Below are 19,626 nucleotides of genomic sequence, written 5' to 3'. Positions count from 1 at the left end.
CCGGGGCCGCCCCGTGACCGCGCCGCTCCGCCCGGAGAACGGCGAGCGGGCTTCCTTCATCGCCCGCGTGACCGCGGAGGCGAAGGCCGGTCTTGAGCGCACCGGCGCGAGCCTGCCGTCGATCGTGCAGCTCGTGGTGGCCGTCACGGTGGCCTATGCGCTCGCGCACTTCCTGCTCGGGCATCCCTATCCGATCGTGGCGGTCACGGTGACGCTCTCGAGTCTCGGCCTCGTGCTCGACGCCCGGCCCCGCCGGGTGCTGGAGACGGCGATCGCGATGACGATCGGCATCATCCTGAGCGAGCTCATCCTGCTCGTGGCCGGTCAGGGGCTCTGGCAGTTCTCGCTCACCGTCTTCGCGGCGCTCGTGCTGACGCGGCTGCTGTCGCCGGTGCCCGGGCTCCCGATCGTCGCCGCCGTGCAGGCGGGGCTCGTGACCCTGCTGCCGGTTCCGCCCGGCGGACCGTTCACCCGCACCGAGGACGCGGTGCTGGGCGGCATCGTCGCCCTCGCCAGCACGGCACTGCTGCCTCGAGACCCGCGCCGGGCCGCGCGGCGGGAGGCGCTGAAGTTCTTCTCGGCCTTCACCTCCATCCTGTCCTCGCTCGTCGCGGTGGTGCGCATCGGCGACAAGGAGACCGCCGAGCTCGTGCTCGGGCGGGCACGCGAGACGCACGGCCTGCTCGAGCAATGGAAGTCGTCACTCGACTCCGCCGCCGCGATCTCGCGCATCTCGCCGTTCCTCCGCAAGCACCGCCACGAGCTCGCCGAACTGCAGGTGATGCAGCAGCACATGGACCACGCGGCGAGGAACCTGCGCGTGGTCGCCCGGCGCCTGAGCGTGCTGTCCGACGACCGGCCGAGGCCCGAGCTGGCCGAGCTCTTCGCCGGCCTGCAGAGCGCCGCCTCGATGCTCGCGCAGTCGATCGACCACCCCGAGCTCCGGCCGATCGTGCGCCAGAGCCTCGTCCTCATCGCCATCACGCTCGACCCGCGCACGCTCATCCCCGGCCAGCCGGTGTCGGAGGCCTCACTCGTGGTCTCGGTGCGGCCGCTCGTGCTCGATCTGCTCGCCGCGAGCGGCATGGCGATCGACGAGGCCCGCCGCGCGCTGCCCGACATCACGAGCTGATCCCGATGCCGCGCCGAGGGCCGCCCCGAATGGCCCCGGGCCCCCTCCATTCGCTAGCGTTAGGCACATGAAGATGCGAAAGCTCGTCCCGTTCACGATCGCCGCCGTCGCCGCCGCGTTCGTGCTGACCGGATGCACGGTCACCGGCGCCACCACCAGCTTCTCGGGGGTTCCTGACGAGCACGCGGTCTCGCAGGAGTCGCCGGCCGACGACTCGGGCGTGCAGGCCTTCTGGGTCGAAGACGGCGCGGCGCTCGCCGTCGCGGTCTCCGGCAGTTCCACCTGCCCGGTGATCGGCAGCCGCATCAACGTCGTCGAGCCCGCCGGCCAGGGCAACACGGTGTCGATCGACACCGTCCCGCTCGCCGCCGACCAGATCTGCACCATGGACTACGTGCCGCACACCACCGTGTTCTGGACGCCGAACAGCGTGAGCGTGGCCGAGCCCCTTGTGGTGCAGGTGAACGGCCAGTCGGTCACGCTGCCCGTCAAGTAGCGCCGGCCACAGAGGGTTCGGGCCCAGAGCGGGCGCTCAGGCGGCGGGCGCTCAGGCGGCCGGCGCCACCTGGCTCCACGGCACGGTGATCTCGCCGAGCCGGATGCGCCGCCGCGGGGTCGACACACCCCAGCCGGCCTCGCGCATCCCGTCGACCGTCGCCACCCAGCGCTGCACCGGCCCGTAGGTGCCGAGGGCGGCGTTGTGCTGCCAGAAGCGGTCGAGCTCGACGAGGAAGCGGTGCACCGGTTCGCCGGGCACGTTGCGGTGGATGAGGGCCTTGGGCAGGCGCTCCGCCACGATCGACGGATGCTCGAGGCCGCTCAGGCGCAGCGACACCGTGAACGAGACCGGCCCCGCGTGCTCCACCGCCACCCAGCTGCTCACCCGGCCCACCTCGTTGCAGGTGCCCTCCACGAGCACGCCGCCGGGCTGGAGGCGGCCCACCATGAGGCTCCAGGCGGCGGCGACCTCGGCCTCGTCGTACTGCCGCAGCACGTTGAAGGCCCGGATGACGGCGGCCCGGCGGCCGGCCGGCAACGGCACCTCGAAGCCGCCGACCGCGAACCCGACCCGGGCATCCGGGGCGAATCCGGTGCGGCCGTCGCGCACATCCTTCAGCTGGGCGGTCGCGGTCGCCACACGCTCGGGGGCGATCTCGAGGCCGAGCACTTCCGCATCCGGCCGCACGGCGGCGAGACGCGCCTGCAGCTCGAACGCGGTGACGCCGCTCGCCCCGTAGCCGAGGTCGACCACGAGCGGATCGCCGCTCGAGCGCAGAATGGGCAGGGTCTGGATCCACCGGTCGACCCGGCGCAGCCGATTGGTGTTCGTGGTTCCCCGGGTGACGGCACCGATCGGCATGGCTCCCATCCAATCATGGGGCGCCGCCGCAATAGGATTGGGGCATGCCAACTGAGCCCTACACCCTGATCCTGCTGCGCCACGGAAACAGCGAGTGGAACCAGAAGAACCTGTTCACCGGCTGGGTCGACGTGCCGCTCTCGGAGCAGGGCGTCGGCGAGGCCAAGCGCGCCGGCGAGCTGCTGGCCGAATCGGGCCTCCTGCCCGACGTTCTGTACACCTCGCGCCTCACCCGCGCCATCCAGACCGCGAACCTCGCGCTCGCCGAGGCCGACCGCCTGTGGATCGACGTCAAGCGCTCCTGGCGCCTCAACGAGCGCCACTACGGCGCCCTGCAGGGCAAGGACAAGGCGCAGACGCTCGCCGAGTACGGCCCCGAGCAGTTCCAGACCTGGCGCCGCAGCTTCGACGTGCCGCCACCCCCCATCGCCGACGACGACCAGTACTCGCAGGTGGGCGACCCGCGCTACGCCGACCTCGGCGACGCGGTGCCGCGCACCGAATGCCTGAAAGACGTCATCGAGCGGATGCTGCCCTACTGGGAGAGCGATATCCAGGGCGACCTCGCACTCGGCAAGACCGTGCTCGTCACCGCGCACGGCAACTCCCTGCGCGCGCTCGTGAAGCACCTCGACGGCATCTCCGACGACGAGATCGCCGAGCTCAACATCCCCACCGGCATCCCGCTGGTCTACAAGCTCGACGCCTCGTTCGCGCCGCTCGGCCCGGGGGAGTACCTCGACCCCGAGGCCGCTGCCGCCGGCGCCGCCGCCGTGGCCGCGCAGGGCAAGAAGTAGCGTTCAGGCGCACGAGAAAGCCCCCGTCCTCGAAAGAGGAGCGGGGGCTTTCCCGTTGCCGGGGTGAACGCCCGGTTACGGGTTGGTGGTGCTGCCGGGCCACTCTCCGGTGGCCAGGTACTGCACCTTCTTGGCGATCGAGACCGCGTGGTCGGCGAAGCGCTCGTGGTAGCGGCTGGCGAGCGTGACGTCGACCGTGTCGACCGCCTCGCCCTTCCAGTGCGAGCCGAGGACGGCGTCGAACACGCTCACGTGCAGCTCGTCGATGCGGTCGTCGTCGTTGCGCATCTCGTCGGCGAGGGCCACGTCCTCGGTCTGCAGCAGAACCGTGAGCTTCTTGGCGAGCTCGACGTCGAGGCGGCCCATCTCGGCGAAGGTCTGGCGCAGGCTCTTCTTCACGACCTTGTCGGGGTAGCGGTAGCGGGCCAGCTGGGCGATGTGCTCGGCGATGTCGCCCATCCGCTCGAGTGACGCGCTCACGCGCAGGGCCGTCACCACGATGCGCAGGTCGCGGGCCACCGGCTGCTGCAGGGCCAGGATGTTGATGGCCAACTCGTCGAGACCGGCCGCGAGGGCGTCGATCTTGGGGTCTTCGGCGATGACCGCCTCGGCGAGCGAGACGTTCGACTCGTTGAACGCCGTGGTCGCGTTCGTGATGGCCACGGTGACGAGCTCGGAGATCTCGACGAGACGCTCCTGAACCTCGCGAAGCTCTTGCTGGAATACCTCACGCATGCGTGTGGGGTCCTTTCTTTGGTAAAGCCATCCAAACCGGGCCAGGTTAACGCGAAGTGCCGGGCATCTGAACACTCTGCCAACCAATGGGCCGCGAAGCGCATCCGCGAACCCGAGCCCTGGCGGACTCATTAGTGTAGTGGCTATGGAAACAGGCTGGTTGGTGCTGTTGTCTGTGGCACTCGGCCTCTTCGTGGGAGCGGGGTTCGTGCTCTTGCTCCACATGGCTGAACGGCGGGGAAACAACGCGGTCACCGTCGTCGCCGCTTCGGTGCCCGACGGCGTCGACCAGGTGATCGATGCGCTCGACTCCGCCGGCCTCGTGCTCGACCCCTCGAACAACGTCGTCAAGGCCTCCGAGATGGCCTACACCTACGGCCTCGTCGTGAATCAGCTGCTCGTGCACGACGACATCCTCGAGATCGTCGCCGCCGTGCGCCGCGACGGCGACTCGCGCAACGAGGAGGTCACTCTCGCGCGCGGCCCGTTCGGCGAGGCGAGCATCCACCTCGACGTGCGGGTGGCGCGATTGGGCAGCCGCTACGTGCTCGTGCTCGCGGAGGACCGAACGGATGCCTACCGACTCGAAGAGGTGCGCCGCGACTTCATCGCCAACATCAGCCACGAGCTGAAGACGCCGATCGGCGCCATCGCGTTGCTCGCCGAGGCGCTCGAGCCGGCCTCCGACGACCCCGATCAGGTGCGCCGCTTCGCGAAGCGGATGGGAACCGAGGCCACGCGGCTCGCACAGATCACCCGCGAGATCATCGAGCTCTCCCGCCTGCAGGCCACCGACATCCTCGCCTCGGCCAAGCTCATCGACATCGACGGCATCATCTCCACCGCCGTCGACCAGAACCACGTGGTGGCGGATGCGCGGGGCATGACGCTCGCCGTCGGCGGCGCCAAGCACGTGGAGGTGATCGGCGACGAGGCCCTGCTCACCCTCGCCGTGAACAACCTCATCGCGAACGCCGTGCAGTACTCGCCCGACGGCTCGCGCATCGGCATCGGCGTGCACCACGACGAGGGCGTCGTGGAGCTCGTGATCACCGACCAGGGCATCGGCATCCCCGAGGAAGACCTGCCGCGGGTGTTCGAGCGGTTCTTCCGGGTCGACCAGGCGCGCTCCCGCAACACCGGCGGCACCGGCCTCGGTCTCAGCATCGTCAAGCACGTCGTGCAGAATCACGGCGGCGACATCCGTGCCTGGTCCCAGATCGGCCAGGGTTCCACGTTCACCATCCGGCTTCCCGAGGCGAATCGCGCCACGCCGGTCTCACAAGGAGAGAAGCGATGACCCACATCCTGCTGGTCGAAGACGAAGCCGCGCTGAGCGAACCGCTCAGCTACCTGCTGCGTCGTGAGGGCTACGGCGTCACCGTCGCGCCCGACGGGCCGAGCGCCATCAGCGAGTTCGACCGCGGCGGGGTCGACATCATCCTGCTCGACCTCATGATCCCCGGCATCCCCGGCACCGAGGTGTGCCGCGAGATCCGCACCCGCTCCTCGGTGCCCATCATCATGCTCACCGCCAAGGACTCCGAGATCGACATCGTCGTGGGCCTCGAGCTCGGGGCCGACGACTACGTCACGAAGCCGTACTCCACTCGTGAGCTCCTCGCGCGCATCCGGGCCGTGATGCGGCGCCAGCTCGAGGTGCTCGACGCCGCCGAGCCGCTGCTGAAGGCCGGCCCCGTGTCGATGGACGTCGAGCGCCACACGGTCGCCGTGAACGGCAAGGAGGTGGCCATGCCCCTCAAGGAATTCGAGCTGCTCGAACTGCTGCTGCGGAACGCCGGGCGCGTGCTCACCCGAGGCCAGCTGATCGACCGGGTGTGGGGCTCCGACTACTTCGGCGACACCAAGACGCTCGACGTGCACATCAAGCGCATCCGCTCGAAGATCGAGAAGGCTCCGTCGGAGCCGACGCTCCTCGTGACGGTGCGCGGGCTCGGCTACCGCTTCGAGGGGTAGGGCTGAGCCCGTGGGCCGTCAGCGCGGGGGCGCTGCCGGCCTGGGGAGGGGGCGTCAGCCGGCGGGGGTGGCCGTCGGCGACGGGGTGGCGGCCGTGGTGCCGACGATGTTGGTCGGGATCGGCGTGGGCGCCGTGGTGGCGCTCGGAGTCGCGGTCGGCGCGAGGCCGGTGTATTCCGGCAGCGAGGTGTTGAGCACCGGCACGAGCACCTGCACGCCCTCGACGCTGCCGTACTGGAAGTACACCGGGAACAGGCTGCCGGGCTTCGAGACGTTCGTGAGCAGGATCTGCTTCTGGTCAGCGCCGCCGAAGCTCGTCGACCCGCTGCCGGGCACGAACACCTTCTCGGTGACGCGCTGACCGCTCTCGCTGTCGGTGTACTGCACCAGCAGCTCGCGGGTGGAGATGTTCGGGTTCACGAAGGTGACGAGCATGTTCGCCGAGGCGCCGTCTTCGCTGATCAGCGTGGCGTTGCGCACGTCGATCTCGCCGACCGTCGCATTCACTCCGTCGGAGGTCTCGACGATCTCCGTGGTGGCCTGGGGCGTGATGAACGCGCACCCCGCCGTGCCGAAGGCGACGAGCGCCACAACGATGGCGGATGCCGCGAACCGAGCTCTCACAAGACCCTCCAGAGTCGTCAACGCTTTGGCCTCAGCCTACAACGAGCGGGCCGTCGCGAGCTGGTTAGGACAGCCTTACTACATAGCCCCTGTGGTATCCTAGAGGTCACGGAAGGACATCCATTCATGCTTTTTGAGGTCGGCGAGACAGTCGTTTACCCCCACCACGGAGCCGCGACGATCTCCGAGGTGAAGACCCGCGTCATCAAGGGTGAAGAGAAGATCTACCTGAAACTCCGTGTCACTCAGGGCGACCTGACCATCGAGGTGCCGGCCGACAACGTCGACCTCGTGGGCGTTCGCGACGTCATCGGCCGTGAGGGTCTCGACAAGGTGTTCGAGGTGCTGCGCGCGCCGTTCACCGAGGAGCCCACCAACTGGTCGCGCCGGTACAAGGCCAACCTCGAGAAGCTCGCCTCCGGCGACGTCATCAAGGTGAGCGAGGTCGTGCGCGACCTCTGGCGCCGCGACCAGGATCGCGGTCTCTCGGCCGGAGAGAAGCGGATGCTCGCCAAGGCGCGCCAGATCCTGATCTCCGAGCTCGCCCTCGCCGAGAAGACCGATGAGGAGAAGGCCTCGCTGGTTCTCGACGAGGTTCTCGCCTCCTAGCTCCTCCCGGTCGTGCAGAGCAGTCCGTCCGTCGCGGTCGTCGTGGTCGCGGCGGGCTCGGGCAGCCGTCTGGGTCATGCGCGACCGAAGGCCTTCGTCGAGGTCGCGGGCCGGAGCATCCTGTCGCGGTCGATGGATTCCATTTCGGGAATGTCCGAACCGGCCGCGGTCGTGGCGGTCGTGCCCGCCGCTCTGGTGAGCGAGGCCGCGGCCGAGTTCGAGCGCCTCGGCGTGGCCGCCGTCGTGGTGGCCGGTGGCCAGACGCGGCAGAAGTCGGTGGCGGCCGGGCTCCGGATGCTGCCCGCCGGCACCGAGATCGTGCTCGTTCATGACGCCGCTCGCGCCTTCACGCCGCCGGAGGTCTTCGACCGCGTGGTGGCCGCGGTGCGCTCGAGCGGCCACGGCGTCATCCCGGGCCTGCCGGTGACCGACACGATCAAGGGCGTCGCCGCCGACGGGACGGTGCGCGACACGATCGACCGTTCGACGCTCACGGCCGTGCAGACGCCGCAGGGCTTCCCCCGCGCGCAGCTCGAGGAGGCCTACGCGCTCGACGCGGCCGACTTCACCGACGACGCCGCCCTCGTGCGCGAGGCCGGGCATCCGGTGCTCGTGGTGCCGGGCGATGCCCGCTCCTTCAAGATCACCACGGCCGACGACCTCGAGCGAGCGGAGAGCCTCGTGCGCACCACCACACCGTGGTCGCCACGCATCGGCACGGGCGTCGACGCCCACGCCTACGACCCCGGGGCCGAGCTCTGGCTCGCCGGCCTGCACTGGCCGGGCGAAGCCGGCCTCGCCGGGCACAGCGACGGCGACGCGGTGGCGCACGCGATCTGCGACGCGCTGCTCGGGGCGGCCGGCCTCGGCGACATCGGAGGCCTCTTCGGTACCGACGACCCGGCGCTCGCGGGTGCCCACGGCGACGTCTTCCTCTCCCGCACGCGCCGCGTCCTCGAGCAGGCCGGCTTCCGCATCGGCAACGTGTCGGTGCAGCTCATCGGCAACCGCCCCCGCTTCGCTCCGCGCAAGGCCGAAGCGGATGCGCTGCTCACGAGCCTGCTCGGAGCCCCCGTCTCCGTCTCGGCGACCACCACCGACGGCCTCGGCTTCACCGGGCGCGGCGAGGGCGTCACCGCGATCGCCACCGCCCTGGTGCTGAGCTCCCCCGTCTAAACGACGGAGTTCGCGGCGGTATCCCGGTGACGACGGAATCTCAGTCCGCGAGAGCGTGACAACTCCGTCGATCTGCCGCGACGGTAAGATGACGCAGTGACTTTGCGACTGTACGACTCGAAGGCCCGCGCGCTCACCGACTTCACCCCGATGGTTCCGGGCAAGGTCGGGGTGTACGTGTGCGGCCCCACCGTGCAGTCGTCGCCGCACATCGGGCACCTGCGTTCGGCGCTCGTCTACGACCTGCTGCGCCGCTGGCTCTCCTACAGCGGCTACGCCGTCACCTTCGTGCGCAACGTCACCGACATCGACGACAAGATCCTGATCAACGCCGCCGAGAGCGCGCTCACGCCCGACCCGGAGGAGTGGTGGGCGCTGGCCTACCGCGTCGAGCTCGAGTTCACGGCCGCCTACAACGCGATCGGCGTCATGCCGCCCACCTACGAGCCGCGCGCCACGGCGAGCATCCCCGAGATGCAGGCCATCATCTCGCGGCTCATCGAGGCCGGTCACGCCTACGCGACCGACGACGGCACCGGCGACGTCTACTTCGACACGGCGAGCTGGGCCGACTACGGCGAGCTCACCCACCAGAAGGCGGAGGACATGGCCCCCGCCGCAGACTCGGAGTCGCGCGGCAAGAAAGACGTGCGCGACTTCGCACTCTGGAAGGGGCACAAGGAGGGCGAGCCGGAGACGGCCGCCTGGATCAGCCCCTGGGGCCGCGGCCGGCCGGGATGGCACATCGAATGCTCCGCCATGTCGACCAAGTACCTCGGCACGCAGTTCGACATCCACGGCGGCGGCCTCGATCTGCGCTTTCCGCACCACGAGAACGAGCTCGCGCAGTCGCGCGCGGCCGGCGACGCCTTCGCGAACTACTGGATGCACAACGGCCTCGTCTCGGTCACCGGCCAGAAGATGTCGAAGTCGCTCGGCAACTCGATCTTCGCCTCGGAGCTCATCGCCTCGGCCCGCCCCGTGGTGCTGCGCTACTACCTCGGTGCCGCGCACTACCGCTCGAACCTCGAATACCACGACGGCGCCCTCGAAGAGGCCGAAGCCGCCGTCTCGCGCATCGAGGGCTTCCTCGACCGTGCCGAGCGCCGTCTCGCCGGCACCCGTTTCGCGGGCACCTCGGAACTCGTCATCCCCCAGGAGTTCCGGGAGGCGATGGATGACGACCTCAGCGTTCCGCAGGCCATCGCCGTCATCCACGAGACCGTCCGCACCGGCAACGCGGCCCTCGACGACGAGGACTTCGCCGAAGCGGCCACCCTGCTCGGCCAGGTGCTCGCGATGACCGAGGTGCTCGGCATCAACCCGCTGTCGCCGGAGTGGGCGGGCGCCTCCGGCGGCGAGGCCGAGCGCGCACTGGGTACTCTGGTGGAACGACTCGTCTCCGACCGGGAGACGGCACGCAAGAGCCGCGACTTCACCACCGCGGACCGCATCCGGGATGAACTCGGACAAGCCGGAATATCGATAGAAGACACGCCTAACGGCGCGCACTGGAGTCTCGATGGCTAAATCAGGATCTGCACGACCCTCGCGGGCCGGCGCCGTTCGCAAGAGCAGCAAGGGCCGCACGGTCGGCTCAGGCGGGCAGGGCCGCCAGGCCCTCGAGGGCAAGAAGCCCACGCCCAAGGCCGAGGACCGGCCGTACCACCCCGCGGGCAAGGCCAAGGCGGCGCGCGAGCGCTTCGCGGCGGCCGGCGGCAAGGGTCGCCCCGGCGCCCGCTCGAGCAACGAGCGCGCGCAGGATGGCGGCCGCCCGGCTCCCGCACGCCGGGTCAAGAAGGCCGACGACTTCGAGATGGTCACCGGCCGCAACTCGGTGGTCGAGGCGCTGCGCGCGCGCATCCCGGCGACGGCGCTGTACGTGGCGTTCCGGGTGGAGGTCGACGAGCGCGTCAAGGAGGCGCTGTCCCTCGCCACCAAGCGCGGCATCCCCGTGATGGAGGTCATGCGGCCCGAGCTCGACCGTCTGTCCGGCCACGACTCGGTGCACCAGGGGCTCGCGCTGAAGGTGCCGCCCTACGAGTACGCGCATCCGGAGTCGCTGCTCGAGGAGGCTCAGCGCAAGGGCAAGAAGCCCCTGTTCGTGGCGCTGGACGGCATCACCGATCCGCGCAACCTCGGGGCGATCATCCGGTCGACCGCCGCGTTCGGCGGTCAGGGAGTCATCGTGCCGCAGCGACGCTCGGTGGGCGTCACCGCTGCGGCGTGGAAGACCTCGGCGGGTGCGGCGGCCACCACGCCCGTGGCCATGGCGTCGAACCTCACCCAGACCCTGAAGGCCTTCAAGGCGGCCGGTGTCTTCGTGGTGGGCCTCGCGGGCGACGGCGACGTGTCGCTGCCCGGACTCGACTTCGCCGACGGCCCGATCGTGATCGTCGTGGGCAACGAGGGCAAGGGCCTCTCCCGCCTGGTGGCCGAGACCTGCGACGCCATCGTCTCGATCCCCATCACGGGCGCCGAGTCGCTGAACGCGGGGATCGCCGCCTCGGTCACCCTCTACGAGATCGCCCGCCAGCGCGCCCTCTGAGCTATCAGCCTCGTCACTTTCGGCTCCAAGACCTGCGGTTCGGAGCCGAAAGTGACGAGGCTGCGACGTCTCAGACGGTGAGGCGCCAGTCGGTCTCGGGTTCGCCCTGCGCCGGGATCGACAGCGTGATCGCCTCGGTGGGCGGACCGATGACCGTGGCCTCGTCGCGGCGGTGCCGGAGCACCGTGTCGATGTAGGAGGAGAGCGCCTCGGCGAGCGGAACGTCGCGGTTCTGCTCCTGGCTCATGAACCAGCGGTGCTCGAGCAGCTGGTGGAAGACCTCCGCCGGTTCGAGCTTGCCCTTGAGATCGCGCGGGATGGCGCGGATGACGGGCTCGAAGACCTTGGCGAGCCACTCGTGGGCCACCATCTCCTCGTCGTAGTCCTTGCGGCCGTACTTCGCCGTGTAGGAGTCGAGGTCGTTGAGCAGGCGCCGGGCCTGGTTCTCCTGGGCGTCGAGCCCGGTGAGCCGCAGCAGCCGGCGCTGGTGGTGGCCCGCATCCACGACCTTGGGCTGGATGCGCACCGTGGTGCCGCCCTCGGTGGTCTTGATGGCGAGCTCCTCGATGTCGAAGCCGAGATCGTTGAGGCGGTCGACGCGCTCGTTGATGCGCCAGCGCTCGGAGGAGCTGAACGACTCGGAGCCCGTGAGCTCCTTCCAGAGCGAGCGGTAGGCGGCGACGATGCCGTTGGAGAGCTTGATGGGGTCGAGCTCTTCGTCGACCCGGCCGCCGGCTTCGAGGTCCATCAGCTCGCCGGCGATGTTGACCCGGGCGATCTCGAGGTCGTTCTCGCGCTGGCCGTTGGAGAGTCCGTCGTAGAGCTGGCCGGTCTCGGCGTCGACGAGGTAGGCGGCGAAGGCGCCCGCATCCCGCCGGAAGAGCGTGTTCGAGAGCGACACGTCGCCCCAGAAGAAGCCGATGACATGCAGGCGCACGAGCAGCACGGCGAGGGCGTCGACGAGCCGCGTGGCGGTGTCGGGCCGCAGCTGCTGCGAGAACAGCGCACGGTAGGGGAGCGAGAACTTCAGGTGCCGGGTGACGAGGGCCGAGTTCAGGGGGTTGCCGTCGGCATCCGTGCGGTTGGTGATGACGGCGAGCGGGTCGACGCAGGGCACGTCGAGGCGCTGCAGGGTGCGCAGCATCTCATACTCGCGCTTCGCCATCTCGTCGGTGGTCTCCTTGATGGCGATCACGTGACCGGAGAGGTGAGCGAAGCGCACCAGGTGGCGGGAGATGCCCTTGGGCAGGGCCGCGATGTACTGATCGGGCCACTCGTCCAACGGCACCGACCACGGCAGATCCAGCAGTGCCGGATCCGCCGTGGCCGAGGTGATCGTAAGGGAGGTCGTCAAGGCTTAGGCGACGACGGCCTTGTTGCCGAGGCGCTCGCCCGACTCCAGGTCGAACAGGTGCACGTGGTTCGGCGCGGCGGTGAGGTACAGCTTGTCGCCCACGAAGGGGTGCGAGCGGCCGTCGACACGCGCGACGATGTCGGTGCGCTTGCCGCCGATCTCGGAGTGGCCGTAGAGGTAGCCGTCGGCGCCGAGCTCCTCGATCAGGTCGACGACGACCTCGAGGCCCTCGCCCGGAGTGGCCGACACGACGATGTCCTCGGGGCGCACGCCGATGGTGGCGCTGGTGCCCGTGCTCGACGCGAGGGTCTCGCGGTCGACCGGGACGATCGAGGTGCCGAACTTGACACCCGACTCGGCCAGGTCGGCGTGGAAGAGGTTCATCGCGGGCGAGCCGATGAAGCCGGCCACGAACACGTTGTTCGGCTTTTCGTAGAGGTCGCGCGGCGAGCCGACCTGCTGCAGCAGGCCGTCCTTCAGCACGGCGATGCGGTCGCCCATGGTGAGCGCCTCGGTCTGGTCGTGCGTGACGTAGACCGTGGTGACGCCGAGGCGGCGCTGCAGGCTCGCGATCTGGGTGCGGGTCTGCACGCGGAGCTTGGCGTCGAGGTTCGACAGCGGCTCGTCCATGAGGAACACCTGGGGCTGACGCACGATGGCGCGGCCCATGGCGACACGCTGACGCTGACCACCCGAGAGCGCCTTGGGCTTGCGGCTGAGGTAGGGCTCGAGGTCGAGCAGCTTTGCGGCCTCGAGAACGCGGGTGGCTCGCTCGTCCTTGTTCACACCGGCGATCTTGAGCGCGAAGCCCATGTTCTCGGCCACGGTCATGTGCGGGTACAGCGCGTAGTTCTGGAAGACCATCGCGATGTCGCGGTCCTTCGGCGGGATGTCGGTGACGTCGCGGTCGCCGATCAGGATGCGGCCCTCGTTGACCTCTTCGAGGCCGGCGAGCATGCGCAGCGAGGTCGACTTTCCGCAACCGGAAGGACCGACGAGAACCAGGAACTCGCCGTCGGCGACCTGAAGGTCGAGCTTGTCGACCGACGCACGAGTGGCCCCCGGGTAGATACGGGATGCCTTGTCGAACGTGACTGATGCCATGATCTATTACTCCTTCACCGGCAGGTACGTGCCGGACGATCCGTTGTGATGGATTAACGGGCCCACATCGTCGGAGACCCATCGATCATTATCACACGGCTGAGCGCGGGCATCCTCCCAGACTGTCTTCCTACTATCATTGAGAAGTTGTGTCCCGTGGGGGAGTCCTCAACTCACCACACACGACCCACGGCGTTACGAGCCCAAGAGCACACGGAGCATCCACGAATGACCATTGGCGCATCCGGCGATTCGCGACAGTCCAAGAATCAGCGGCGTGAAGCGGCACGCGAGAAGGCGAAGCAGCTCCGCGAGGAGCAGCGCAAGAAGGACGTGCGCAACCGCGTCATCCTGATCTCCTCGCTCAGCGTCGTCGTGATCGCGATCATCGTGGGCATCACCCTCGTCATCACCTCCACGCTGAAGCCAGCCGGCCCCGGCCCGCTCAACATGGCCAGCGACGGCATCACCATCGGCACCGGCTTCACCGCGGTCACCACGCCGGCCCTCGCCTCGGGCGAGAGCCCCGTTCCCACCACGAACGACCCTGCTTCGGGCGTCGTCGACATCCGCATGTACATCGACTACATGTGCCCCTACTGCGGTCAGTTCGAGACCACCAACAACACGCAGATCGGCGACTGGGTGAAGTCGGGGGCCGCGACCGTGGAGATCCACCCGCTGTCGATCCTCGACCGATCCTCGCTCGGCACCGCCTACTCGACGCGCGCCGCCAACGCGGCCGCCTGTGTGGCGAACTACTCGCCCGACCAGTTCTGGGCCTTCAACGGGCTGCTCTACACCAACCAGCCCGCCGAGAACACCTCGGGCCTGGACGATTCGACGCTGAAAGACCTGGCCAGTCAGGCCGGGGTGACGGCGCAGAGCGACATCAGCTCGTGCATCGACAGCAAGCAGTTCAAGGGCTGGGTGGCGGATGCGACCTCCCGCGCCCTGCAGGGCCCGCTGCCGAACACCAGCGAGACCGCCGTCACCGGCACCCCCACCGTGCTCGTGAACGGGCAGAAGTACACCGGCTCGCTCACCGACGCGAACGCGTTCTCCGCCTTCGTGGTGCAGGTGGCCGGCGAGGCCTACTCGACCGCGACCCCGACGCCCACTCCCACCACCGGCAGCTGACGCCCGGCCCGCGGCGGTGCTGATGGCGCCGCCGCAGCCGTGGCTACAATGGGCCGTGGCCGGATCAGTCCGGCACCAGCCGGCTTGGCGCAATTGGTAGCGCACCGCTCTTGTAAAGCGGGGGTTGCGGGTTCGAGTCCCGCAGCCGGCCCAGTATCGCCGCCCTGCGCGGCAGCATGGTCACCCCGGGTGACGCACGACGCGATGCGTCGTGGGGTTCGAGTCCCGCAGCCGGCCCGAATAGACAGTAGTAAGTAGCTCCTGTGCCCACGCGTGGGAACTTCGTGGGAAGCTCGCTCTCGCCCTCCGCGGCAGCAGCTCGTGCTCCGCGTCAGCGGAGGGGTAGCTCGTAGTGGCGGTACTCCTCGTCGGGAAGCCAGCCGAGCGACTCGTAGAGGCGCTGCGCGACGGTGTTCGAGTGCGCGGTGGAGAGCTCGAGGCGTGCCGCCCCCGCGGCCTCGCCGAGGGCGCGGGCGGCGGTGAGGAGTGCGGTGCCCACGCCCGTGCCCCGGGCATCCGGAGCGACGAAGAGGTCGTAGAGCACGAAGATCGGCGCCAGCTCCAGCGAGCAGAACGAGGGGTAGAGCTGCGTGAAGCCGCTCAGGGAGCCGGATGCGCCCGGCGCGACGAGCACGACCGACTCGGCCCCGCGCATCCGCTGTTCCAGATAGGTGCGAGCGGCCGCGACGTCGTGCGGCAGACCGTAGAACACGCGGTAGGCGGCGAAGAGCTCCGCCAGTTCGTCGAGGTCGGCAGGAGTGGCGGGGCGCACGGACATGCCGCCACCCTAGTGCGCAGGTGCGCTCAGGCGGATGGCGCAGAGACGGCCGTGCTCGCAGCCCGGCCCCGGCGGCGGTCGATGCCGAAGGAGACGAGCAGGATGGCGAATCCCACGATCGCGAGCCCCACGCCGGCGAAGGCCGGTGCGATGTAGCCGAAGCCGGCCGCGATCACGAGGCCGCCGAGGAAGGCTCCGAGGCTGTTGCCGATGTTGAGCGCCGAATGGTTGAGGGCGGCCGCGATCGACTGCGCGTTGTGCGAGACGTCCATCAGCCGGGTCTGGATGCCGGGCGAGCACGCCCCGGCGAAACCGCCGACGAAGAACACCGTGACGAACAGCCCCACGGCCAGGTGCGCGAAGAGGCCGAAGGCGAGCACCGAGACACCGAGGCCGATCACCGTGATGACGAGCGAGCGCTTCACCGAACGGTCGGTGAGCCAGCCGCTCACGAAGTTGCCCACCGTCATCCCGAGCCCGAAGGCCACGAGCACCCAGGGCACGACGCCCGCGCCGAGACCGGTGACGTCGGTCACCACGGGCGCGATGTAGGTGTACACCGCGAAGACGCCGCCGAAGCCGATGGAGCCGAGCGCGAGGGTGAGCCAGACCTGGAGCCGCGTGAACGCCGAGAGCTCGTTGCGCATGGTCGCCGCCGGGTCTCCGGGCTGGAACGGCACGGCCACCAGGATGCACGCCAGCGTCAGCGCGAAGATGACCGCCACGAGGAGGTAGGCGCTCCGCCAGCCGAAGCTCTGGCCGAGGAAGGTGCCGAACGGCACCCCCACCACGTTGGCGATGGCGAGCCCACCGAGCACGAAGGCCACGCCGCGGGCGCGCTTGTCGGGCCCCATCAGCGACGCCGCCACGAGCGAGGCGATGCCGAAGTAGGCGCCGTGCGGCAGCGCGCTCACGAAGCGGGCGGCGAGCACGAGCCCGAATGAGGGAAGAACGGCGGAGAGCAGGTTGCCCACGACGAACACGGAGACGAGGGCGATGAGCAGGCGCTTGCGCGGCCAGCGCGCGGCGAGTGCCGCGATGGTGGGCGCCCCCACCACCACGCCGAGCGCGTAGACCGACACCAGGTAGCCGGCCGAGGCGTTGGCCGCCGCCGGGTCGGTCGCGTACTGGGCGGGGAGAAGGTCGGCGGCGATGTTCGGCAGCAGTCCCATCGTGACGAACTCGGTGACGCCGATGCCGAATCCGCCGAGGGCGAGGGCGAGGATGGCGAACCAGCGGCGTGCCGCCGAGACGTGCGCGATCGCGGCGGGGCCGGTGTCCGTGTCCTGCGAGGAGGAGGGAGCCGTGCGGGGGGAGTCGTCGTCGACTGGAGAGAGATCCAGTTCCGTCACAGTGCATCCAGCCTAAGCCCCGTGGCGGAACGGGATGCGCGCTGCCCGGTCGGGGCCACGGGGCCGGCCTTGCGGCGCCCGCCCGCGTCACAACGCCGAGAGGTGCTCCGAGACCCGGATGCGGCCCTTCGCGCGCGCCTTGCGACCGCGCGCCGGCACCCCGCCGACGTACAGCCAGCCCAGCAGCTCCTCGTTCTTGCCGAGCAGGTGCGCCTTGCGGACGGCGCCGGTGCGCGTGAGCTCGCCGGTGCGCCAGAAGACGCCCCAGCCCTCGTCGTCGAGCACGAGCGACAGCCCGTGGGCGACGCCGGAGGCGACGGCCTCCTGCTCCCAGCGGGGCACCTTGTGGCTGGCCTTGAACGAGGCCACCACGGCGAGCACGAGCGGCGCCCGCCGGGCCTTCTGGCGGTACTTCTCCGCGTGCTTCTTCTTCACGCCGTCGGCCTTCGCGAGGCCGTCGCCGAGCCGGTCACGCGCGTCGCCGCGGATCTCGATGACCCGCCACGGGCGCAGACCGCTGTGGTCGGCGAGCTGGCCGGCCGCCTCGACGAAGGAGACGAGCTCGGCGTGGGTGGGCGCCGCATCCGTCACCCTCGATGAGGAACGGCGACCGAGCATGGCCTCCTTGACGCCGGCCACGCCTACTCGGCCGCTTCGAAGTTCAGCGAGATCGAGTTCATGCAGTAGCGGTCGCCCGTGGGCGTCTGCGGGGCGTCGTCGAAGAGGTGGCCGAGGTGCGAACCGCAGTTCGAGCAGCGCACCTCGGTGCGCACCATGCCGAGGGAGCGGTCTTCGATCAGTTCCACGGCGTCGGAACCGGTGGGGTCATAGAAGCTCGGCCAGCCGCAGTGCGAGTCGAACTTCGTGGTGCTGCGGAACAGCTCCTGGCCGCAGGCCTTGCAGGTGTACACACCCTCACGGTTCTCGTCGAGCAGCTCGCCGGTCCAGGGGCGCTCGGTGGCGGCCTGGCGCAGCACGGCGTACTCGTCGCCCGAGAGCTCCTCGCGCCATTCGTCGTCGGACTTGGACACCTGGTACGTCATCGGAGTGCTCCTCGGGTTCTGCTGCGGCCGCTCTGACGGCGGTCACCGGTCGATCGTCAATCATCCCAGTAAACTCTGGACGGTGCCTGCCCATTCCCCTGTCCGCAAAGCCTGGAGCGCCCTCACCGCAGAGGAGCTCTACGGTCTGCTGAAGCTGCGCACCGACGTCTTCTTCGTGGAGCAGCGCGTCGACGAGAGCGAACTCGACTGGCGCGACGCCGAGCCGGAGACGCTGCACTACTGGATCGCCGAGGGCCGGGACGTCATCGCCTACCTGCGCGTGCTGACGGATGCCGAACCCGAGCACCTCGACGCCCGTCGCGTGATCGGGCGCGTCGTCGTGCATCCCGATCGTCGTGGTCAGGGACTCGCCCAGCTGCTGCTCGCGCAGGTGATGGAGGAGTTCGGCGCCGAGGCGATGCTGCTGCACGCCCAGAGCTACATCGCCCCGCTCTACACACGCTTCGGCTTCGATGCGTTCGGCGGCGACTACGTCGAGGCGGGCATCAGCCACATCTCGATGTACCGCCCCGGCGTTGCTATCGGCGATCGTTGAGGTCGCCGCGAATATGATGTCGGGGATGCGCGGCCTGCCCGAGGTCGCGCCGCGAGTGCAGATGAGGTGAGGATGTCCGTCGCCGACGACGTTCCCGCCTCGGCTGCCGCTCCCTCGTCCGAGGGGCTGAGCGACCGGGATGCGCGCATCCTGCGCTTCGAGCGCAGCTGGTGGAAGCACGCCGGCGCCAAGGAGCAGGCCATCCGCAAGGACTTCGGGCTCTCCTCCGCCCGCTACTACCAACTTCTCGGTGCGCTGATCGACTCCCCGGCCGCTCTCGCACACGATCCGATGCTCATCAAGAGGCTGCAGCGGGTGAGGGATGCGCGGCTCGCCGCGCGTTCGGCCCGGCTGCTCTCGCGCGACGACTAGGACCCTCCGCCTTCATGCCACGTTTCCCTGAGGACAGCTTCGACCGCCTCCCCGCCCAACCCGACCGGGTGGGCGCCCACCGGGGTCCCCGTCCGCGTGGTCGCGGCTGGATCGTGTTCGCCTGGGCGGCTCTCGCCACCGTTCTCCTGGTCGGAGCCGGCGTGACCTACCTCGCCGTCGTGAACAACAACATCCAGTTCACGGATGCCTTCGGCGGCAGCTCCTCGACCTCGAGCGCCGTCGCGAGCGACACCGCGACGCCCGCTCCGACGCCGGTGGCCACCACCGACCCCTCGCTCGACGTCACCGTGCTCAACGGCACGACGAACCTCGGTCTCGCGAGCCGCGTGGGCGACGCCGCGGCGGCGGCGGGCTGGACCATCGCGACGATGGCCAACGCGAGTGCCACCGACGTGGCGACGACCATCGTCTACTACGCCGACCCGGCCGACGAAGGAGCCGCGCTCGGACTCGCCCAGCTGCTCGGCACCGCCACGATCGAGCAGTCGACGAACTACCAGGGCAAGCTCACGGTCGTGCTCGGCGCCGACTACGCCGGCCCGGGTGTGACCGCACCCGCAGCCTGAGCGGGGCCCGCAGCGGGCCCATTATTTCGCGCGTGTTTCCGTCGTGTTGAGTTGCGGTCACGAAGTGCAAAATTCACCGTTTCCGCCATTTGCGCCCGGTTAGTATCTGGAATTGGAGGTGGCAATTGTGTCACTTCTGCAGAAACACAGCACTTGGGAGTAACAATGGCGAACGGAACCGTGAAGTGGTTCAACGCTGAAAAGGGCTACGGCTTCATCACCGTCGACGGCGGCGGACAGGACGTGTTCGTGCACTACTCGGCGATCGACATGGCCGGCTACAAGGTTCTCGAGGAGGGCCAGCAGGTCGTCTTCGAGGTGGGAACGGGTGCCAAGGGCCCGCAGGCCGAGTCCGTGCGTCTGGCCTGAACCGCTAGTCTTT

General features: G+C 69.4%; 23 protein-coding genes and 1 tRNA gene. 15 read left to right on the top strand and 9 right to left on the bottom strand.

Translation table 11 applies throughout. The features are described 5' to 3' along the window. Window positions 1–13: 13 nt before the first annotated feature. Window positions 14–1,132 (top strand): FUSC family protein, encoded by a 1,119-nt coding sequence (locus VD659_RS11150; protein ID WP_423261166.1) that lies wholly within the window; start codon window positions 14–16, stop codon window positions 1,130–1,132. A gap of 67 nt (window positions 1,133–1,199) precedes the next feature. Then, window positions 1,200–1,628 carry a hypothetical protein gene (locus VD659_RS11145; RefSeq protein WP_137837869.1) on the top strand — a complete coding sequence of 143 codons (429 nt, stop codon included), beginning with the start codon at window positions 1,200–1,202 and terminating at the stop codon, window positions 1,626–1,628. A gap of 51 nt (window positions 1,629–1,679) precedes the next feature. Here VD659_RS11145 and VD659_RS11140 read toward each other — a convergent pair whose 3' ends face one another. Then, entirely contained in the window at window positions 1,680–2,501 is an 822-nt protein-coding gene (locus VD659_RS11140) for a class I SAM-dependent methyltransferase (RefSeq protein ID WP_423261165.1), read from the bottom strand. Between the two features lie 35 nt (window positions 2,502–2,536). On the opposite strand from VD659_RS11140, the gene VD659_RS11135 reads away from it, so the two are divergent. Then, on the top strand, window positions 2,537–3,289 hold the full coding sequence (locus VD659_RS11135; protein WP_423261163.1) for a phosphoglyceromutase: 753 nt from the start codon (window positions 2,537–2,539) through the stop codon (window positions 3,287–3,289). 75 nt (window positions 3,290–3,364) lie between these two features. Here VD659_RS11135 and phoU read toward each other — a convergent pair whose 3' ends face one another. After that, the gene (gene phoU / locus VD659_RS11130) at window positions 3,365–4,024 is read right to left on the bottom strand and encodes a phosphate signaling complex protein PhoU (RefSeq protein ID WP_137837866.1); all 660 of its coding nucleotides are present in this window, start codon (window positions 4,022–4,024) and stop codon (window positions 3,365–3,367) included. Window positions 4,025–4,169: 145 nt separating this feature from the next. Here phoU and VD659_RS11125 point away from each other — a divergent pair, with 145 nt between their 5' ends. Beyond that, window positions 4,170–5,324, top strand: coding sequence for a sensor histidine kinase (locus VD659_RS11125; protein WP_423261162.1), 1,155 nt, complete (start codon window positions 4,170–4,172; stop codon window positions 5,322–5,324). Continuing rightward, window positions 5,321–6,001 (top strand): response regulator transcription factor, encoded by a 681-nt coding sequence (locus VD659_RS11120; RefSeq protein WP_137837864.1) that lies wholly within the window; start codon window positions 5,321–5,323, stop codon window positions 5,999–6,001. Before VD659_RS11125 ends, VD659_RS11120 begins: the two co-directional genes overlap by 4 nt. Before the next feature lie 54 nt (window positions 6,002–6,055). Here the strand turns inward: VD659_RS11120 and VD659_RS11115 are convergent, their stop codons facing one another. Further along, window positions 6,056–6,625: a hypothetical protein gene (locus VD659_RS11115; RefSeq protein WP_423261161.1), complete on the bottom strand. Its 570-nt coding sequence runs from the start codon at window positions 6,623–6,625 to the stop codon at window positions 6,056–6,058. Between the two features lie 126 nt (window positions 6,626–6,751). Between VD659_RS11115 and VD659_RS11110 the strand changes: the two genes are divergently transcribed. From VD659_RS11110 to rlmB, 4 genes are all read left to right on the top strand, one after another. Further along, complete coding sequence (locus VD659_RS11110) at window positions 6,752–7,234, top strand: CarD family transcriptional regulator (RefSeq protein WP_066040922.1); 483 nt, start codon at window positions 6,752–6,754, stop codon at window positions 7,232–7,234. A gap of 12 nt (window positions 7,235–7,246) precedes the next feature. Next, a complete protein-coding gene (gene ispD, locus VD659_RS11105; RefSeq protein WP_423261160.1) occupies window positions 7,247–8,410 on the top strand; it encodes a 2-C-methyl-D-erythritol 4-phosphate cytidylyltransferase in 1,164 nt (387 codons plus the stop codon). 96 nt (window positions 8,411–8,506) lie between these two features. Next, window positions 8,507–9,940, top strand: coding sequence for a cysteine--tRNA ligase (gene cysS, locus VD659_RS11100; protein ID WP_423261159.1), 1,434 nt, complete (start codon window positions 8,507–8,509; stop codon window positions 9,938–9,940). Further along, window positions 9,933–10,958 carry a 23S rRNA (guanosine(2251)-2'-O)-methyltransferase RlmB gene (rlmB, locus tag VD659_RS11095; protein WP_423261158.1) on the top strand — a complete coding sequence of 342 codons (1,026 nt, stop codon included), beginning with the start codon at window positions 9,933–9,935 and terminating at the stop codon, window positions 10,956–10,958. The genes cysS and rlmB overlap by 8 nt, the downstream gene beginning before the upstream one ends. Window positions 10,959–11,028: 70 nt before the next feature. Here the strand turns inward: rlmB and VD659_RS11090 are convergent, their stop codons facing one another. Together VD659_RS11090 and VD659_RS11085 are read right to left on the bottom strand one after the other, a co-directional pair. Then, the gene (locus VD659_RS11090) at window positions 11,029–12,312 is read right to left on the bottom strand and encodes a DUF4032 domain-containing protein (RefSeq protein WP_423261157.1); all 1,284 of its coding nucleotides are present in this window, start codon (window positions 12,310–12,312) and stop codon (window positions 11,029–11,031) included. Between the two features lie 3 nt (window positions 12,313–12,315). After that, complete coding sequence (locus tag VD659_RS11085) at window positions 12,316–13,416, bottom strand: ABC transporter ATP-binding protein (protein ID WP_423261156.1); 1,101 nt, start codon at window positions 13,414–13,416, stop codon at window positions 12,316–12,318. Between the two features lie 228 nt (window positions 13,417–13,644). Here VD659_RS11085 and VD659_RS11080 point away from each other — a divergent pair, with 228 nt between their 5' ends. Then, complete coding sequence (locus VD659_RS11080; RefSeq protein WP_423261155.1) at window positions 13,645–14,556, top strand: DsbA family protein; 912 nt, start codon at window positions 13,645–13,647, stop codon at window positions 14,554–14,556. Window positions 14,557–14,634: 78 nt separating this feature from the next. Then, window positions 14,635–14,707, top strand: a tRNA-Thr gene (locus VD659_RS11075). 180 nt (window positions 14,708–14,887) lie between these two features. Here the strand turns inward: VD659_RS11075 and VD659_RS11070 are convergent. The 4 genes from VD659_RS11070 to msrB form a co-directional block, all read right to left on the bottom strand. Continuing rightward, window positions 14,888–15,334 carry a GNAT family N-acetyltransferase gene (locus VD659_RS11070; RefSeq protein ID WP_423261154.1) on the bottom strand — a complete coding sequence of 149 codons (447 nt, stop codon included), beginning with the start codon at window positions 15,332–15,334 and terminating at the stop codon, window positions 14,888–14,890. Between the two features lie 26 nt (window positions 15,335–15,360). Continuing rightward, window positions 15,361–16,596 (bottom strand): MFS transporter, encoded by a 1,236-nt coding sequence (locus VD659_RS11065; protein ID WP_423261444.1) that lies wholly within the window; start codon window positions 16,594–16,596, stop codon window positions 15,361–15,363. A gap of 177 nt (window positions 16,597–16,773) precedes the next feature. Continuing rightward, a complete protein-coding gene (locus VD659_RS11060) occupies window positions 16,774–17,304 on the bottom strand; it encodes a nitroreductase family protein (RefSeq protein WP_423261443.1) in 531 nt (176 codons plus the stop codon). A 23-nt stretch (window positions 17,305–17,327) separates the two neighbouring features. Next, a complete protein-coding gene (gene msrB, locus VD659_RS11055) occupies window positions 17,328–17,729 on the bottom strand; it encodes a peptide-methionine (R)-S-oxide reductase MsrB (protein ID WP_423261153.1) in 402 nt (133 codons plus the stop codon). An 82-nt stretch (window positions 17,730–17,811) separates the two neighbouring features. On the opposite strand from msrB, the gene VD659_RS11050 reads away from it, so the two are divergent. The 4 genes from VD659_RS11050 to VD659_RS11035 all read left to right on the top strand — a co-directional run bounded on the left by VD659_RS11050 (window position 17,812) and on the right by VD659_RS11035 (window position 19,613). After that, window positions 17,812–18,285 (top strand): GNAT family N-acetyltransferase, encoded by a 474-nt coding sequence (locus VD659_RS11050; protein ID WP_423261152.1) that lies wholly within the window; start codon window positions 17,812–17,814, stop codon window positions 18,283–18,285. A 72-nt stretch (window positions 18,286–18,357) separates the two neighbouring features. Continuing rightward, the gene (locus VD659_RS11045; protein ID WP_423261150.1) at window positions 18,358–18,657 is read left to right on the top strand and encodes a DUF3263 domain-containing protein; all 300 of its coding nucleotides are present in this window, start codon (window positions 18,358–18,360) and stop codon (window positions 18,655–18,657) included. 14 nt (window positions 18,658–18,671) lie between these two features. After that, window positions 18,672–19,244 carry a LytR C-terminal domain-containing protein gene (locus VD659_RS11040; protein ID WP_423261149.1) on the top strand — a complete coding sequence of 191 codons (573 nt, stop codon included), beginning with the start codon at window positions 18,672–18,674 and terminating at the stop codon, window positions 19,242–19,244. Between the two features lie 165 nt (window positions 19,245–19,409). Continuing rightward, complete coding sequence (locus VD659_RS11035) at window positions 19,410–19,613, top strand: cold-shock protein (RefSeq protein ID WP_022898088.1); 204 nt, start codon at window positions 19,410–19,412, stop codon at window positions 19,611–19,613. Window positions 19,614–19,626: the final 13 nt, after the last annotated feature.

Origin of the sequence: Herbiconiux sp. 11R-BC, assembly GCF_049472555.1 — a bacterium.
In the GTDB taxonomy this organism is placed as follows: domain Bacteria; phylum Actinomycetota; class Actinomycetes; order Actinomycetales; family Microbacteriaceae; genus Herbiconiux.
The sequence above is the reverse complement of the archived record's forward strand: the minus strand, read 5'-3'. Positions and strand labels throughout refer to the sequence as shown.

Excerpts from the sequence above, each read along its gene's own strand:
- VD659_RS11145 (WP_137837869.1), top strand. The coding sequence starts at position 1,200 with ATGAAGATGCGAAAGCTCGTCCCGTTCACGATCGCCGCCGTCGCCGCC.
- VD659_RS11140 (WP_423261165.1), bottom strand. The coding sequence starts at position 2,501 with ATGGGAGCCATGCCGATCGGTGCCGTCACCCGGGGAACCACGAACACC.
- VD659_RS11135 (WP_423261163.1), top strand. The coding sequence starts at position 2,537 with ATGCCAACTGAGCCCTACACCCTGATCCTGCTGCGCCACGGAAACAGC.
- phoU (WP_137837866.1), bottom strand. The coding sequence starts at position 4,024 with ATGCGTGAGGTATTCCAGCAAGAGCTTCGCGAGGTTCAGGAGCGTCTC.
- VD659_RS11125 (WP_423261162.1), top strand. The coding sequence starts at position 4,170 with ATGGAAACAGGCTGGTTGGTGCTGTTGTCTGTGGCACTCGGCCTCTTC.
- VD659_RS11120 (WP_137837864.1), top strand. The coding sequence starts at position 5,321 with ATGACCCACATCCTGCTGGTCGAAGACGAAGCCGCGCTGAGCGAACCG.
- VD659_RS11110 (WP_066040922.1), top strand. The coding sequence starts at position 6,752 with ATGCTTTTTGAGGTCGGCGAGACAGTCGTTTACCCCCACCACGGAGCC.
- rlmB (WP_423261158.1), top strand. The coding sequence starts at position 9,933 with ATGGCTAAATCAGGATCTGCACGACCCTCGCGGGCCGGCGCCGTTCGC.
- VD659_RS11085 (WP_423261156.1), bottom strand. The coding sequence starts at position 13,416 with ATGGCATCAGTCACGTTCGACAAGGCATCCCGTATCTACCCGGGGGCC.
- VD659_RS11080 (WP_423261155.1), top strand. The coding sequence starts at position 13,645 with ATGACCATTGGCGCATCCGGCGATTCGCGACAGTCCAAGAATCAGCGG.
- VD659_RS11070 (WP_423261154.1), bottom strand. The coding sequence starts at position 15,334 with ATGTCCGTGCGCCCCGCCACTCCTGCCGACCTCGACGAACTGGCGGAG.
- VD659_RS11060 (WP_423261443.1), bottom strand. The coding sequence starts at position 17,304 with ATGCTCGGTCGCCGTTCCTCATCGAGGGTGACGGATGCGGCGCCCACC.
- msrB (WP_423261153.1), bottom strand. The coding sequence starts at position 17,729 with ATGACGTACCAGGTGTCCAAGTCCGACGACGAATGGCGCGAGGAGCTC.
- VD659_RS11045 (WP_423261150.1), top strand. The coding sequence starts at position 18,358 with ATGTCCGTCGCCGACGACGTTCCCGCCTCGGCTGCCGCTCCCTCGTCC.
- VD659_RS11040 (WP_423261149.1), top strand. The coding sequence starts at position 18,672 with ATGCCACGTTTCCCTGAGGACAGCTTCGACCGCCTCCCCGCCCAACCC.
- VD659_RS11035 (WP_022898088.1), top strand. The coding sequence starts at position 19,410 with ATGGCGAACGGAACCGTGAAGTGGTTCAACGCTGAAAAGGGCTACGGC.